At 64.2% G+C, this 15,442-nt stretch carries 17 protein-coding genes and 1 riboswitch; of the genes, 13 read left to right on the plus strand and 4 right to left on the minus strand.

The window, feature by feature from the left end; all coding sequences use genetic code 11:
* Positions 1-3 precede the first annotated feature (3 nt).
* Positions 4-837 carry a nucleoside triphosphate pyrophosphohydrolase gene (gene mazG / locus IF103_RS05965; RefSeq protein ID WP_023379157.1) on the plus strand — a complete coding sequence of 278 codons (834 nt, stop codon included), beginning with the start codon at positions 4-6 and terminating at the stop codon, positions 835-837.
* Between the two features lie 26 nt (positions 838-863).
* Positions 864-1,403 carry a DUF2058 domain-containing protein gene (locus IF103_RS05970; RefSeq protein WP_023379158.1) on the plus strand — a complete coding sequence of 180 codons (540 nt, stop codon included), beginning with the start codon at positions 864-866 and terminating at the stop codon, positions 1,401-1,403.
* Between the two features lie 43 nt (positions 1,404-1,446).
* Here IF103_RS05970 and IF103_RS05975 read toward each other — a convergent pair whose 3' ends face one another.
* The 4 genes from IF103_RS05975 to purM form a co-directional block, all read right to left on the minus strand.
* Entirely contained in the window at positions 1,447-1,629 is a 183-nt protein-coding gene (locus IF103_RS05975) for a hypothetical protein (RefSeq protein ID WP_023379159.1), read from the minus strand.
* A gap of 182 nt (positions 1,630-1,811) precedes the next feature.
* Entirely contained in the window at positions 1,812-2,522 is a 711-nt protein-coding gene (locus IF103_RS05980; RefSeq protein WP_023379160.1) for a DUF3108 domain-containing protein, read from the minus strand.
* 8 nt (positions 2,523-2,530) lie between these two features.
* Complete coding sequence (gene purN, locus IF103_RS05985) at positions 2,531-3,184, minus strand: phosphoribosylglycinamide formyltransferase (protein WP_202675931.1); 654 nt, start codon at positions 3,182-3,184, stop codon at positions 2,531-2,533.
* Positions 3,184-4,242, minus strand: a complete 1,059-nt coding sequence (purM, locus tag IF103_RS05990; RefSeq protein ID WP_023379162.1) for a phosphoribosylformylglycinamidine cyclo-ligase — start codon at positions 4,240-4,242, stop codon at positions 3,184-3,186. Before purM ends, purN begins: the two co-directional genes overlap by 1 nt.
* A gap of 349 nt (positions 4,243-4,591) precedes the next feature.
* Here purM and IF103_RS05995 point away from each other — a divergent pair, with 349 nt between their 5' ends.
* From IF103_RS05995 to IF103_RS06045, 11 genes are all read left to right on the plus strand, one after another.
* The gene (locus IF103_RS05995) at positions 4,592-5,647 is read left to right on the plus strand and encodes a DUF2066 domain-containing protein (protein WP_023379163.1); all 1,056 of its coding nucleotides are present in this window, start codon (positions 4,592-4,594) and stop codon (positions 5,645-5,647) included.
* A gap of 12 nt (positions 5,648-5,659) precedes the next feature.
* Positions 5,660-6,733, plus strand: coding sequence for an AI-2E family transporter (locus tag IF103_RS06000; RefSeq protein WP_023379164.1), 1,074 nt, complete (start codon positions 5,660-5,662; stop codon positions 6,731-6,733).
* A gap of 196 nt (positions 6,734-6,929) precedes the next feature.
* Complete coding sequence (hda, locus tag IF103_RS06005; RefSeq protein ID WP_023379165.1) at positions 6,930-7,634, plus strand: DnaA regulatory inactivator Hda; 705 nt, start codon at positions 6,930-6,932, stop codon at positions 7,632-7,634.
* A gap of 126 nt (positions 7,635-7,760) precedes the next feature.
* Complete coding sequence (locus IF103_RS06010; RefSeq protein ID WP_023379166.1) at positions 7,761-8,396, plus strand: C40 family peptidase; 636 nt, start codon at positions 7,761-7,763, stop codon at positions 8,394-8,396.
* Between the two features lie 135 nt (positions 8,397-8,531).
* Positions 8,532-9,065 (plus strand): C40 family peptidase, encoded by a 534-nt coding sequence (locus tag IF103_RS06015; protein ID WP_023379167.1) that lies wholly within the window; start codon positions 8,532-8,534, stop codon positions 9,063-9,065.
* 143 nt (positions 9,066-9,208) lie between these two features.
* Positions 9,209-9,426, plus strand: a riboswitch (cobalamin riboswitch).
* A gap of 123 nt (positions 9,427-9,549) precedes the next feature.
* Complete coding sequence (gene cobO / locus IF103_RS06020; RefSeq protein ID WP_023379168.1) at positions 9,550-10,161, plus strand: cob(I)yrinic acid a,c-diamide adenosyltransferase; 612 nt, start codon at positions 9,550-9,552, stop codon at positions 10,159-10,161.
* Positions 10,158-11,453, plus strand: a complete 1,296-nt coding sequence (locus IF103_RS06025) for a cobyrinic acid a,c-diamide synthase CobB (protein ID WP_202675932.1) — start codon at positions 10,158-10,160, stop codon at positions 11,451-11,453. Before cobO ends, IF103_RS06025 begins: the two co-directional genes overlap by 4 nt.
* The gene (bluB, locus tag IF103_RS06030) at positions 11,450-12,097 is read left to right on the plus strand and encodes a 5,6-dimethylbenzimidazole synthase (RefSeq protein WP_023379170.1); all 648 of its coding nucleotides are present in this window, start codon (positions 11,450-11,452) and stop codon (positions 12,095-12,097) included. The genes IF103_RS06025 and bluB overlap by 4 nt, the downstream gene beginning before the upstream one ends.
* Positions 12,097-13,005, plus strand: coding sequence for an adenosylcobinamide-phosphate synthase CbiB (gene cbiB, locus IF103_RS06035; RefSeq protein ID WP_023379171.1), 909 nt, complete (start codon positions 12,097-12,099; stop codon positions 13,003-13,005). The genes bluB and cbiB overlap by 1 nt, the downstream gene beginning before the upstream one ends.
* Complete coding sequence (gene cobD / locus IF103_RS06040) at positions 12,998-13,990, plus strand: threonine-phosphate decarboxylase CobD (RefSeq protein ID WP_023379172.1); 993 nt, start codon at positions 12,998-13,000, stop codon at positions 13,988-13,990. Before cbiB ends, cobD begins: the two co-directional genes overlap by 8 nt.
* Positions 13,987-15,441: a cobyric acid synthase gene (locus IF103_RS06045; RefSeq protein ID WP_023379173.1), complete on the plus strand. Its 1,455-nt coding sequence runs from the start codon at positions 13,987-13,989 to the stop codon at positions 15,439-15,441. Before cobD ends, IF103_RS06045 begins: the two co-directional genes overlap by 4 nt.
* Position 15,442: the final 1 nt, after the last annotated feature.

Consider the following 15,442-nt stretch of genomic DNA (forward strand, 5'->3'; position numbering starts at 1 on the left):
CCAATGACCTATACCCTCGACGACCTGCTGCACCTCATGGCCCGCCTGCGCGATCCGCAATACGGCTGCCCGTGGGACCTGAAGCAGAACTACGCCAGTATCGTCCCGCACACCCTCGAAGAGGCCTATGAAGTCGCCGACACCATCGAGCGAGGCGATTTCGAGCACCTGCAGGGCGAGCTGGGCGACCTGCTGTTCCAGGTGGTCTATTACAGCCAGCTGGCACGGGAGGAGGGGCGTTTCGAGTTCGATGGCGTGGTCGATGCCATCACCCGTAAGCTGATCCGCCGCCACCCCCACGTATTTCCCACCGGTGAGCTGTATGCGCCACTGGACACTCCCAGCCTGAGCGAGGCCCAGGTCAAGTCGCGCTGGGAGGAGATAAAGGCCGAGGAGCGCGCTGAAAAGAGCGAGCCGGAACAGTTGTCGTTGCTCGACGATGTGCCGGCTGCATTGCCAGCGTTGTCGCGGGCCGCCAAACTGCAGAAGCGTGCGGCCACCGTCGGTTTCGACTGGCCTGACGCCTTGCCGGTGCTGGACAAGGTCCGCGAGGAGCTGGATGAAGTCTTGCAGGCGATGGCTGACGGCGATGGCCAGGCCCTGGAGGACGAAGTCGGCGACCTGTTGTTCGCTGCCGTCAACCTGGCGCGCCACCTCAAGCAAGACCCGGAGAATGCCCTGCGTCGTGCCAACCGCAAGTTCGAGCGGCGTTTTCGCTTCATCGAGCAGGCATTGCGCGACAGTGGCCGGCCGATCGAAGATTGTAACCTTGATGAGTTGGACGCCCTGTGGGGCGAGGCCAAACGTCAGGAAAAGAACCTGCCCAGCTGCGGCTGAGCGGCTGCATAAGTGAGTGAACATCCATGAGTCTTTCCCTTCGCGATCAATTGCTCAAGGCCGGTCTGGTCAACCAGAAACAGGTCTCGCAGGCCAACAAGGCCGAAAAGAAACAAAAACGCCTGGAGCACAAGGGCCAGGTCGAAGTCGATGACAGCCAGCAGCGCATGGCCAAGGAAGCGATGGCCGAAAAAGCCAAGCGTGACCAGGAGCTGAACCGTCAACAGCAGGAAAAGGCCGAGCAAAAAGCCCGGGCCGCGCAGATCAAGCAGTTGATCGAAGCCACGCGCCTGCCCAAGCTCAACAGCGAGGACTACTACAACTTCGTCGACGATAAGAAGGTCAAGCGCATTGCCGTCAACGCCTTGATGCGCAGCAAGCTGAGCAATGGCTCGCTGGCGATCGTGTCGTTCGGCGGTGGTTACGAGGTGATCCCGCGGGAAGCGGCGGTGAAGATTCAGGAGCGCGATCCTGGCCGCATCCTGTTGCTGAACACCCACGTCGAGGAAGCGGACGAAGACGATCCGTACGCCGCCTACAAGATCCCTGACGATCTGATGTGGTAAACGAGAAACCCCGCCTTGGCGGGGTTTCTTTTTGAAGACCCTGTCATTGTGTGGGACGCTGGTTCTCGAGGTTTTCCAGTTCTGCACGATATTGATGGGCTTCGTGTTCATGGTGGAACATGCCAACCAGTTGGCCTTGCTGATACACGTCCCAGATCCGCACACCGGCGGCCAGGCCTTCGTGGGACATTTTCGATTCGTCGCGTTCGGTTACTTGGACTGTCATCGGTAAACTCCACTTTTCAGTTAGCTGCGGCACTGTGTCGCAGGCCTTCTTTATAGAGTTTGTTAGCAGGCTAAGTAAATAAAACGGGCGTGAAACAAGTTTCATGTAGCACGAAGGATCCCCGCACGCATGAAAAAGCCCCGCACGCAGGCGGGGCTTGAGGTGCTGCTCGCGATGGTGAATCAGTTACCCTTCACCGACTTGCCATCGACCGTGCCATCTTGCAGCACGATCACGTACTCCTTGCCATCGGTCTCGACTTGACGCAGTTGTACCAACAGGTAGTCCCAGTCCTTGGCGAACCACAGCTCGGTGATGCGCTTGCTCTGGCTCGGGTCGCGCACGCGCTCGACTTTCACCGCCTCGACCTGGCCGGTCTTGGTGGTGACTTTCTCGGTGCCCAGGACGCGGAAGTCGTAGGTGTCGATCTCGTCACCATCGACCACCTGGTAGGTCATGCTTTTCTTGCCGGCAGCCACATCATGCTGCAGGGCCAGCTGATAGGACGATTTGTCCAGCACGCCGCGGTTGAGCGGCAGGCTGATCGCATCGCCACGGTCGCTACCGGTGACTTTCTTGCTGTTCCAGTCGAACGTCAGGTCGACTTTCTTGGCCTTGCCCAGGCCGCCGCGTTCGAAGTGGTACTTCTGTGGTAGCAGGGTGTCGTTTTCCTGGCGCAGGGTGCTTTGCTCGGTCAGGCTGGCGATCATCATGGAGGCCTTGAAGTTAAGGTCCCAGGTACCGTTGGCATTCTTGACCAGACTGCGCTCGGCGGTGCCGCTCATGGGCAGTTGTTTCCAGTCTGCGGTGTAGCTTGCCGAGAACGGCTTCAGATCAGCTGCCTGGAGGGGCAGGGCGAGCACGGCGAGAGCCAAGAGCAGGGCGCGACGCATAAAATCTCCTAGGGTCGAATCAAGTGACCGCTGGCCGACAGCGGCTGGCCATCCAGTAACGCACCCTGATCGCCCAGGCGCAAGCGACCTTCGGCGAACCAGTGCACCGCTAGCGGGTAGATCTGGTGTTCCTGGTGGTGAACCCGTTGGGCCAACGTCTCGACGGAGTCGTCGGAGGCAACCGGGACCACAGCCTGTACGACCAGAGGGCCGCCATCGAGTTCCTCGGTGACGAAGTGTACGCTGCAGCCATGCTCCGCGTCGCCTGCCTCCAGCGCCCGTTGGTGAGTGTGCAGGCCCTTGTACTTGGGCAGCAACGACGGGTGGATGTTGAGCAGGCGTCCCTGGTAGTGGCGCACGAAATCACCACTGAGGATGCGCATGAAGCCGGCCAGAACCACCAGGTCGGGTGCAAAGCTGTCGATGCGCGCCATCAGCGCCGCATCGAAGGCTTCACGGCCGTCGAAGCCCTTGTGGTCCAGTACCGCGGTGTCGATGCCAGCCGCCGCTGCGCGTTGCAGGCCGTAGGCATCGGCACGGTTGGAAATCACCGCGCCGATGCGTACCGGGCTGCCGTCGATGCGGCTGCTGTCGATCAGGGCTTGCAGGTTGCTGCCGGAGCCCGACAGCAGTACCACGACATTGCAGGTCTTGCTCGGCATCAGTGTGCCTTGAGGTTCTGCAGCTCGACCTGGGCAGCGCCTTCGGCGGCTTCGGCGATTTTGCCGATTACCCAAGGTTGCTCGCCGGCCTTGCGCAGGACGTTCAGGGCATTCTCGACCTGGTCCTGAGCCACGCAGATGACCATGCCGACGCCGCAGTTCAGCACGCGGTGCATTTCGTGCTCATCGACGTTGCCTTTTTCCTGCAGGAAGTCGAACACTGCCGGACGCTGCCAGCTGGCCACGTCGATCACGGCCTGGGCGTTAGCCGGCAGTACGCGTGGGATGTTGTCCAGCAGGCCGCCGCCGGTGATGTGGGCCATGGCCTTGACCGCGCCGGTTTCCTTGATCAGCTGCAGCAGCGGCTTGACGTAGATGCGGGTCGGGGCCATCAGCAGGTCGGCCAGTGGCTTGCCGTCGAGCTGGGTGTTTTCGATGTCGGTGCCGGAGACTTCGAGGATCTTGCGGATCAGCGAGTAGCCGTTGGAGTGCGGGCCGGAGGACGGCAGGGCGATCAGCGCATCGCCAGTGGCGACCTTGGAGCCGTCGATGATTTCGGCTTTTTCCACCACGCCCACGCAGAAGCCGGCCAGGTCGTAGTCTTCGCCTTCGTACATGCCGGGCATTTCAGCGGTTTCGCCGCCGACCAGCGAGCAGCCGGCCAGTTCGCAGCCGGCACCGATGCCGGTGACCACGGTGGCGGCCACGTCGACGTTGAGCTTGCCGGTGGCATAGTAGTCGAGGAAGAACAGCGGTTCGGCGCCGCAGACCACCAGGTCGTTCACGCACATGGCGACCAGGTCCTGGCCGATGCTGTCGTGCTTGTTCAGGTTCAGCGCCAGGCGCAGTTTGGTGCCGACGCCATCGGTGCCGGAGACCAGAACCGGTTGCTTGTAACCGGCCGGGATCTCGCAGAGGGCGCCGAAGCCGCCCAGGCCACCCATGACTTCAGGACGTGCGGTGCGCTTGGCGACGCCCTTGATGCGTTCGACCAGTGCTTCGCCGGCGTCGATGTCTACACCGGCGTCTTTGTAGCTCAGGGAGGGTTGCTTGCTCATTGATCCAGGCCTTTAGGAGGGAGGGATTCTTAAAAACGACCGTGACGGCCAAGGCCGGCGAGCGTGCGGCGGCTACCTGAAACGTCAGTGGTCTGTGAAGGCGCGCGATTTTATCAGGGTTGCCCGGCAGCGGCCATCCTCAGGCCGACGGGCAGGGCCCTAATCCATGAAAAAACATCCTTTCATGGTCTGCGACTGGTTGCCAGGCGGGGCGCTGTATAAGGTATAGAAACGCCGTCGAGGTGAAACGGGCCGCACAGAGGGAGCATTTGTCGCCCTGTCGCGGTCACAGCCAGCACCCAAACTGACCCGGTGCCCCGTCATCTGGTCTTCTGGACAGGAATCCTCCATGCGTTCTTTCAATTTTCTGGCAGCCGGTTGCCTTGCGTTGGCCAGCGCCATCGTGCAGGCCGAGACCGTTTCCGGGCTTTACCAGGTGCGTGAGCCCATCGAAGGGCAGGGCGCCGAAGCCCGCGCCCAGGCCACCGGCAAAGCCTTGGACACCCTGGTATTGCGCCTGACCGGCGACCCCAAGGCCGCGCAGAGTCCGGCGCTGGCCGGACTGCGCAAAGACCCGCAGCAAATCATCAACCAGGTCGCTACCGAGGCTGGCCCGCCCGAGTCGGTGCTGGTCGAGTTCGACCCCGGCAGTACCGAGCGCGCCCTGCGTCAGGCAGGTCTGGCCTTGTGGGGCAACAATCGCCCGTCGATCCTCGGTTGGTGGCTGAACGAAAGTGCCGAGGGCAGTAGTCTGGTCGGCGATGGCCAGTCCAGCGCGCAGCCTTTGCGTCGAGCTGCCCAGCACCGCGGGCTGCCGCTGCGCCTGCCGTTGGCCGACTTGCAGGAGCAACTGGTGGCCAACGGCAAGCAGTTGGAGGGCAAGGACCCGGCGCCCCTGCGCGAGGTCTCCGAGCGTTACGGCGCCGATGCCTTGCTGGCGGTGCACGCCCAGGAGGCCGACGGCAAGTGGCAGGGCAAATGGCAGCTATGGCTGGGTGACAAGCGCGAGCAAGGCAACGCCGAAGGCGCCGATCAGGCGGCCTTGGCCGATGCGGTCATGCTTGCAGTGAGCAACCGGTTGGCGCCGCGTTACGTGACCCGGCCGGGTGCCAGCGGTGCCTTGCAGGTCCAGGTGCAGGGCATGAACCTGCAGCGCTACGCTGAACTCAGTCGCGTGCTCGAGCCGTTCGGCCCGCGTCTGCAACTGGCTGATGGCAAGACGCTCACCTACCAGGTCACCGGCAACCCGGATCAACTGCGCGCCCAGCTGGGCTTGGCCAAGCTGCAGGAAGTGCCGGCCGACCCCGTACCGGCCACCCCCACAGCACCCGCGCCAGGGGCTGCCCCGGCGGCTGAGCAACCTGCAGCCCCCAAGCCGTTCGATGGCTTGCGTTTTCGTTGGTAAGGAGACCCGATTTTGACCGATGTACGCCGTTGGATCTGGCTGGGCATCGCCCTGCTGATCGCCGTGCTGCTGTATAGCCTGCACAACATTCTTTCACCGTTTCTGGTCGGCATACTGCTGGCCTACCTGGCCGACCCACTGGTCGACCGCCTGGAGCGCCTGGGGCTGTCGCGAACCTGGGGCGTGGTCGTGGTGTTCAGCCTGTTCACCCTCATTCTGCTGGCGCTGTTGCTGGTGCTGATACCGATGTTGGCCAAGCAGTTGGTGCGCCTTTACGAGTTGGCGCCGCAGATGCTCGATTGGTTGCAGCACGTGGCGTTGCCGTGGGTGCAAAGCCGTCTGGGCCTGGCCGAAGGGTTCTGGAAGTTCGACAAGATCAAGGCCGCCGTCAGCGCGCACATGGGCCAGACCACCGATATCGTCGGCATGCTGCTGTCCCAGGCCACGGCCTCCAGCCTGGCGTTGGTCGCCTGGCTGGCCAATCTGGTGCTGATTCCCGTGGTGGGCTTCTACTTGCTGCGCGACTGGGACCTGATGATGGCCAAGCTGCGCGGCCTGCTGCCGCGCCACCGGGAATCGCAGGTGGTAGGACTTGCGGGTGAGTGCCACGAAGTCCTGGGCGCTTTCGTCCGTGGCCAGTTGATGGTGATGCTGGCGCTGGGGGTGATCTACTCGGCCGGCCTGATGCTGGTGGGGCTGGAACTGGGCCTGCTGATCGGCATGCTGGCAGGGCTGGCGGCCATCGTGCCATACATGGGGTTCATCATCGGTATCGGCGCTGCGCTGGTGGCCGGGTTGTTCCAGTTCGGCGGCGACCTTTATCCGATGCTGGGCATCGTGGCGGTGTTCATGGTCGGGCAGGCGCTCGAAGGCATGGTATTGACCCCGTTGCTGGTAGGGGACCGGATCGGCCTGCACCCGGTGGCGGTGATCTTCGCCATCCTGGCGGGCGGCGAGCTGTTCGGTTTCACCGGTGTGTTGCTGGCCTTGCCAGTCGCCGCCGTGATCATGGTGCTGCTGCGCCATGTGCACGATCTGTATAAAGAGTCGGACATGTATGCCGGGGATGTCGACCCAAAGCTGTGATCCTTTCGAGCGGCAAGCGCGGGCATGGCAGGAGCCGGCTTGCCGGCGATAAAACGGGAAGCGTTGCTTTTGTAGCGCAACTCGTTGATTTTGCTTGGGCAATCCTGCTCGGTCATTGTGCCGCCCGCAAGGCGGGTATAGACTTTGCACACTGTTCACCAAAGGCCCCCTGTGGTCCTCTCGACCGCCCGCCAGCATGAAACCGATCCAGTTGCCCCTGGGTGTGCGTCTGCGCGATGACGCCACCTTCATCAACTACTATCCGGGCGCCAATGCCGCGGCGTTGGGCTATGTCGAGCGTCTGTGCGAAGCCGACGCCGGCTGGACCGAAAGCCTCATCTACCTGTGGGGCAAGCAAGGTGTGGGTCGCAGCCACCTGCTGCAGGCGGCCACCCATCGCTTCCAGCAGCGCGGTGAGCCCGCGGTCTACCTGCCCTTGGCGCAACTGCTCGACCGAGGCGTGGAACTGCTGGATTACCTGGCGCAGTACGAGCTGGTCTGCATCGACGACCTGCACGTTATCGCCGGCAAGGCGGACTGGGAAGAGTCCATGTTCCACCTGTTCAATCGGCTGCGCGATAGCGGTCGGCGCCTGTTGCTGGCGGCCTCCAGCTCACCGCGTGAGCTGCCTATCAAGTTGCCCGACCTCAAGTCGCGCCTGACATTGGCGCTGATCTTCCAGATGCGTGGGTTGTCCGACGAAGACAAGCTGCGAGCCCTGCAATTGCGGGCCTCGCGACGGGGGCTGCACCTGACCGACGAAGTTGGCCACTTCATCCTGACCCGTGGCACCCGAAGCATGAGCGCGCTGTTCGACCTGCTCGAACGTCTCGACCAAGCGTCGCTGCAAGCGCAGCGCAAACTGACCATTCCTTTCCTCAAGGAAACCCTCGGCTGGTAAGCCCCGAAATACGGGGCTTGCAGCAGCGTCACGGAAAAGTCACATCTTTTTCGATAAAATTTGCAAATGGTCCCGATAGAAGGCATAGTTTCCACCTTCTAAAGGATTACAGACACGGTCGTGCCCATGCTGAAGCGCTTCGCACCCCTCGTGCCACTCGCACTCGTGACCCTGCTTTTTGGCTGCGCGGCTCATGGCCCGGTTTCCCAGCCTCAGGATCACACCCCGGTCGCCTCGACGTCGGCGATCAACGCCAAGACTTCCACTTCGTCGGTATTCAGCGAAGAGGACCTGGCCACCGAAGATGACCTGGAGGCTTTCTCCAGCGGCAAGCCTTACCAATTGCCGGCCCTGGCCGACAGTATTCTCGAACGTGGCATGTCGTTGATCGGCACGCGCTACCGTTTCGGCGGTACCTCGGAGAAGTCGGGCTTCGACTGCAGCGGTTTCATCGGCTACCTGTTCCGCGAAGAGGCGGGTGTGACCTTGCCGCGCTCTACCCGCGAGATGATCAACGTCGACGCACCGAAAGTGGCGCGCAACAAGCTCAAGCCGGGCGATTTGCTGTTCTTCAGCACCAATGGCCGTGGTCGTGTCAGCCATGCTGGCATCTACCTGGGTGACAACCAGTTCATCCACTCCAGCAGCCGCCGCAGCGGTGGTGTGCGCATCGACAGCCTCGGTGATCGCTACTGGAGCAAGACCTTCATCGAAGCCAAGCGAGCCTTGGCGATGGCGCCGACCAATATCGCGCGCAACTGATGGCAAAATGATGTACCCTGCCGCGGCGGCGATGCTGAAAAGCTCGCCGCCGTGCGCATTTATAGAAAGCGTCTAATCTAATTTCTCAACTCTTTTGGGCTGCGGCCCTACGGTCTCAGACAGGAAGTTCTGGCCATGGCGATGATGGCGCGCTTCGCATTCCTTTCCCTGGTGGCTCTGCTTGCCGCCTGTTCCAGCCATGCTCCGGCACCGGCCCCTGTGGTTCAGCCACAGATCCCGTACGCCCAGCCTGACATTTCGCCGATTGCCGACGATGTGCTCATACGCGCCATCGGCCTGGTCGGTACCCCCTATCGCTGGGGCGGTAACACGCCGGATTCCGGCTTCGATTGCAGTGGCCTGATCGGCTATGTCTACCGCGATGCAGCGGGCATCAGCCTGCCGCGATCGACCCGCGAAATGATCGTCATGCGTGCGCCAACGGTGGACCTCAATGCGCTGCAGTCCGGGGACTTGGTGTTCTTCGCCACCGGTGGCGGCTCGCAAGTGAGCCATGCCGGGATCTACGTGGGCGAAGGCCGCTTCGTGCATGCGCCTTCCACAGGCGGCACGGTGCGCCTGGACTACCTGTCCAACAGCTACTGGGCCAAGGCCTACCTGCAGGCCAAGCGAGTCATTCCCCAAGGCCACCTGGCGCAGAACCGCTGATCAGCTGATCGCATCCCCGGCGAGCGCTGGCGCTTGCGGCGGTCACCGAGGTAAGTCGCCAGGCCACCGCCGCGCCGCGTCCTGGAGAATGACCCCGCTCGTCGAACGAGCGCTTCGATTGACGCTCCCGGCCCAACCCTCTAACCTTCGCGCGTGTTTCAGGTGTCCTGCCAGCCTCGACTGGGCAGGGTGAAACTGGGAAGCCGGTGGGCGTCGGAAGGCGCGAGCCCGGCGCTGCCCCCGCAACGGTAGGTGAGACGCGGCCGCGCAGGGCCACTGGGTGAACGCCCGGGAAGGCGCGCAGGCCAGGGCCACAGGCCCGCTCACGAGCCCGGAGACCGGCCTGATACTGCCAACGGCATCACGGAGGGTGATGCGCGGTGCACCGTGACCAGAGCGGGTCATGGCCCCTGCGCGTCCTCCGTCTGCCTGCCTATCGACCTGCCGCCGCTTCTCGCGTGGCGTCAGCCTGCGGAGAACCCTCATGAGCGAAACCACCGAACGCGACGAACGTCATCTGGCGCGTATGCAGCGCAAGAAGGCGATCATCGACGAGCGCATCGCCAATTCCCCCAACGAATGCGGCCTGCTGCTGGTGCTGACCGGCAACGGCAAGGGCAAGAGCAGTTCGGCGTTCGGCATGCTCGCCCGTGCGTTGGGCCATGGCATGCAGTGTGGTGTGGTGCAGTTCATCAAGGGCCGCAACAGCACGGGAGAAGAGCTGTTCTTCCGCCGCTTCCCCGAGCAGGTGCGCTACCACGTCATGGGCGAGGGCTTCACTTGGGAAACCCAGGACCGTCAGCGCGATATCGCTGCTGCCGAAGCGGCCTGGGCGGTGTCGCGGCAGTTGCTGCAGGACCCTTCGGTGCAGTTCGTGGTGCTCGACGAACTGAACATCGCCCTCAAGCATGGCTATCTCGATCTCGACCAGGTGCTGGCCGATATCCAGGCTCGCCCGCCAATGCAGCATGTGATCGTCACCGGCCGCGCAGCCAAGCCCGAAATGATCGAGATGGCTGACACGGTTACCGAAATGGGCATGCTCAAGCATGCGTTCCAGGCCGGTATCCGTGCGCAGAAGGGCGTGGAACTGTGAACCAAGCGCGCCAATGCCCTGCGGTGTTGATCGCCGCACCTGCATCCGGACAAGGCAAGACCACCGTCACCGCTGCGCTGGCACGGCTGCATCGCAACCTTGGGCGCAAGGTACGAGTGTTCAAGTGTGGGCCGGACTTTCTCGACCCGATGATCCTCGAGCGGGCCAGTGGTGCGCCGGTCTACCAATTGGACCTGTGGATGATCGGTGCGCAGGAGAGCCGTCGCTTGCTATGGGAAGCCGCTGCCGAAGCCGACCTGATCCTGATCGAGGGCGTCATGGGCCTGTTCGATGGCACCCCTTCGAGCGCCGATCTGGCGCGTCATTTTGGTGTGCCGGTGTTGGCGGTGATCGACGGCACGGCCATGGCCCAGACCTTTGGAGCATTGGCCTTGGGCCTGGCGCGCTACCAGGCCGACCTGCCGTTCGCCGGCGTGCTGGCCAACCGCGTCGGCAGCCTGCGTCACGCCCAATTGCTCGAAGGCAGCCTGACCGAAGGCCTGCGCTGGTATGGCGGTTTGTCCCGCGAGCGTGGCATCGAGCTGCCCAGTCGTCACCTGGGGCTTGTCCAAGCCAGTGAACTGAATGACCTCGACGCCCGCCTGGATGCAGCTGCCGAAGCCTTGGCCGCCAGTTGCGACGCAAGCCTGCCACCGGCGGTCACTTTCGCCGCACCGGAGCCGCGTCAGCTGTCGTCGTCGTTGGCTGGCGTGCGCATCGGGGTGGCCCGGGACGAAGCGTTCGCCTTCACCTATGGTGCCAACCTCGACGTGCTGCGAAGCCTGGGCGCGCAGCTTGAGTTCTTCTCGCCCCTGCATGACCGTGAAATGCCCCTGGTCGATAGCCTGTACCTGCCGGGAGGCTACCCCGAACTGCACCACCATGCATTGGCTGCCAACACCTCGATGCTCGACGCCCTGCGTGCCCACCACGCGCAAGGCAAGCCCCTGCTGGCGGAGTGTGGCGGCATGCTGTACCTGCTCGACGCGTTGACCGACGTGGCGGGCGAGCGGGCCGAGTTGCTTGGCCTGCTGCCTGGCGAAGCGATCATGCAGAAACGCCTTGCCGCCTTGGCCTTGCAGGCTGTGGAACTGCCAGAGGGCACCTTGCGTGGGCACACATACCACCATTCCCTGACCATGACCGAGCTTGAGCCGATCGCCCGCGGACTCAGCCCCAATGGCGGGCGGGGCAATGAAGCGGTCTATCGCCTGGGGCGCCTGACGGCGTCCTACGTGCACTTCTACTTCCCCTCCAACCCCGAAGCGGCGGCGGCGCTGCTGCAGCCATGAGCGAACATGCCTACAGCGACGCAGAACGCGCCGCCATCTACCGGGTCATCGGCGAGCGTCGCGACATGCGCCATTTCGCCGGTGGCGACATAGCCCCCGAGGTGCTTGGTCGGTTGTTGGCGGCCGCGCATCAGGCACCCAGCGTCGGCCTGATGCAGCCCTGGCGGTTCATCCGCATCAGCCAGCGCGAGCTGCGTGGTCGTATCCAGGCCCTGGTTGAACAGGAGCGAGTGCGCACCGCCGAGGCCCTTGGCGAACGCTCCGACGACTTCATGAAGCTCAAGGTCGAAGGGATCAGCGACTGTGCCGAGGTGTTGGTGGCGGCCTTGATGGACAACCGCGAGCCGCACATTTTCGGCCGACGCACCCTCCCGGAAATGGACCTGGCGTCCCTGGCCTGCGCCATTCAGAACCTGTGGCTGGCCGCACGTGCCGAAGGGCTGGGTATGGGCTGGGTATCGTTGTTCGAGCCGCAGGCCCTGGCAGACCTGCTGGGGATGCCGGCGGGCGCCAAGCCGGTGGCGGTGCTGTGCCTGGGGCCGGTGACCGAGTTCTACCCGGCGCCGATGCTGGTGCTGGAAAACTGGGCCGAACAACGGCCCTTGAGCGAGATGCTGTACGAAAACCACTGGGGAGAGCGTTGATGAGCGTGGCCTTGCTGACCGTGGCCGGAGTGGCCCTGGACGCGTTGCTGGGCGAGCCGCGCCGGCGCCATCCACTGGTCGGCTTCGGCAAACTGGCGTCGCGTCTCGAGCAGCGGATGAATGCCGGTGGGCGTGGCTGGCGCAGTCACGGCGTGAGTGCCTGGTTCCTGGCTGTGGTGCCGCTGACATTGCTGGCATTGCTGCTGTCATGGCTGCCCTGCATCGGCTGGCTGGTGGACGTGCTGGCGCTGTATTGCGCCGTGGGGCTGCGCAGCCTTGGCGAGCACGTGCTCCCGGTGGCCAATGCCCTGCGCCACGGCGACCTTGAAGAAGCGCGGCGCCGTGTCGGCTACCTGGTCAGCCGCGAAACCCGTGAGCTGGATGAGCCCGCCGTGGCGCGGGCGGCTACCGAGTCGGTGCTGGAGAACGGCAGCGATGCGGTGTTTGCCGCGCTGTTCTGGTTCGTCGTGGCGGGCGCTCCCGGTGTGGTGCTGTATCGCCTGAGCAACACGCTCGACGCCATGTGGGGCTATCGCAACGAGCGTTTCGAACGCTTCGGCTGGGCGGCGGCGCGCATCGACGATGCACTGAACTATATTCCCGCAAGGCTGGTGGCGCTGACCTACGCGCTGCTTGGCAAGACCCGCCTGGCGTGGGCCTGCTGGCGCAACCAGGGGCCCTTGTGGGACAGCCCCAATGCCGGGCCGGTGATGGCGGCGGGCGCCGGTGCGCTGGGCGTCGAGCTTGGTGGCCCGGCGGTGTACCACGGCGAACTGCACGAGCGACCTCGGCTGGGCGAAGGGCCGATGGCCGATGCCGAGGCCATCGAGCGCGGCTGGAGCCTGGTACAGCGGGGTGTATGGCTGTGGCTGTTGGTAATCTGCCTGGGAGCTTACTTGAATGCTTGAACACGGTGGCCGTCTGCTGCGCGCGGTGCGGCAATACGGGATTGCCCGCGAGCAATGGCTCGACTTGTCCAGCGGCATCGCCCCGTGGCCGTACCCGATCCCGCCGATTCCCGTGGACGCCTGGGCCCGTCTGCCTGAGGTCGAAGATGGCCTGGAAGCAGCAGCGCGAGCCTATTACGGCGCCAGCCAGTTGCTGGCCGTGGCAGGTTCCCAGGCGGCGATCCAGGCCTTGCCACTGCTGCGGCCATCGGGGCGGGTAGGGGTGTTGGCGCCATGTTACGCCGAGCACCCGCACGCCTGGCGACGGGCCGGGCATACGCTGGTCGAGCTGGATGCGTCCAGCGTCGAGTCCACGCTCGACAGCCTGGACGTGCTGGTGCTGGTCAACCCCAACAACCCCACGGGTCAGCGGATCAGTCGCGAGCGTTTGCTGGCGTGGCACGCCCGGCTGGCCAGGCGAGGCGGCTGGTTGCTGGTCGACGAAGCCTTCATGGACAACACGCCCGCATTCAGCGTGGTCGATTGCGCCGAGCGCGAAGGCCTGATCGTTCTACGCTCGTTCGGCAAGTTCTTCGGTCTGGCCGGCGTGCGCTTGGGCTTCGTGGCGGCTGAGCCGGTATTGCTGGCGCTGCTGGCAGACAGGCTTGGCCCCTGGACCGTCAGCGGGCCGACTCGGGTATTGGCACAGACCAGTTACGCCGACCACGCAGCGCATCAGGCCCAGATCGCCCGCTGCGCCGCTGCCAGCCAACGCCTTGCGGCGGTGCTAGAAGGCGTGGGCCTGGCGCCCAGCGGTGGCTGTGACCTGTTCCAGTACGTACGCTGCGAGCAGGCGGCGCAGTTGCATGAGTTTCTCGCCCGGCGCGGCATTCTGGTGCGTCTGTTCGACCAGCCGCCAGCCGTGCGCCTAGGCCTGCCCGCCACTGCGGCGGACGAGCAGCGTCTCGCCTTGGCCCTGGCGGACTACCACAAGGAAATGGCATGACCACCCTCATGGTGCAAGGCACCACCTCCGACGCTGGCAAAAGTACCCTGGTGACCGCCCTGTGCCGCTGGCTGCTGCGCCAGGGTATCGGTGTGGTGCCCTTCAAGCCACAGAACATGGCCCTCAACAGTGCGGTGACCGCCGACGGGGGGGAAATCGGCCGGGCCCAGGCGGTCCAGGCCCAAGCGTGCCGACTGGCGCCGCACACCGACATGAACCCGGTCCTGCTCAAGCCCAACAGCGATACCGGAGCCCAGGTGATCATCCACGGTCGAGCGGTCGCCAGCATGAATGCAGTGGCCTACCACGACTATAAGGCCATCGCCATGCAGGCGGTGCTGGCCTCTCACCAGCGCCTTAGCGCCACGTACCCCGTGGTGATGGTGGAGGGGGCTGGGTCGCCGGCAGAGATCAACCTGCGGGCTGGCGACATCGCCAACATGGGCTTCGCCGAAGCGGTCGACTGCCCGGTGATTCTGGTGGCCGATATCAACCGGGGCGGCGTGTTCGCCCACCTGGTCGGCACCCTGGAGCTGCTCTCTCCCAGCGAGCAGGCGCGGGTCAAAGGCTTCGTCATCAACCGTTTCCGCGGCGACATCGCCTTGTTACAGCCAGGGCTGGACTGGCTGCAAGCGCGCACCGGCAAGCCGGTGCTGGGTGTACTGCCGTATGTCACCGACCTGCACCTAGAGGCCGAGGACGCGATCGACATGCGCCAGGCCGTGAAGGGTGAGCGCGTGCTCAAGGTGATCGTCCCGGTGCTGCCCCGTATCAGCAATCACACCGATTTCGACCCGCTGCGTCTGCACCCCCAGGTCGACCTGCAGTTCATTGGCCCAGGCCAGCCGATTCCTGCCGCCGACCTGATCATCCTGCCTGGCTCAAAGAGTGTTCGCGCTGATCTGGCGCAGTTGCGCGCACGCGGTTGGGACAGCGCCATCGCTCGTCACCTGCGTTATGGCGGCAAGCTGATCGGTATCTGTGGCGGTCTGCAGATGCTTGGCCGTGAGGTGCACGACCCGCTCGGCCTGGAGGGGCCGGCAGGCTCCAGCCCAGGGCTGGGGTTGCTGGACTACGCCACGGTGCTCGAAGCGGACAAGCAACTGCGCAACGTCGCCGGTACCCTGAATCTGGAACAATCCGCGGTGGCCGGCTACGAAATCCATGCCGGTGTCACCCACGGCCCTGCGTTGGAGCATCCTGCCGTGCAACTGGCCGATGGCCGCAGCGATGGCGCGATCAGCGCCGACGGGCAGGTCCTCGCCACCTACCTGCACGGTCTGTTCGAAGGTAGTCAGTCGTGCGCTGCCTTACTGCGCTGGGCCGGTTTGCAGGACGTGCAGACCATCGACTACGAAGCCTTGCGCGAACGCGACATCGAGCGCCTGGCCGATCTGGTGGAAAAGCACCTCGATACCGCGCGTCTGCGCGGGCTGTGTGGAGTCGCCTGAC

It is taken from the genome of Pseudomonas sp. SK2, from assembly GCF_016772395.1.
GTDB classification, from domain to species: domain Bacteria; phylum Pseudomonadota; class Gammaproteobacteria; order Pseudomonadales; family Pseudomonadaceae; genus Aquipseudomonas; species Aquipseudomonas taiwanensis.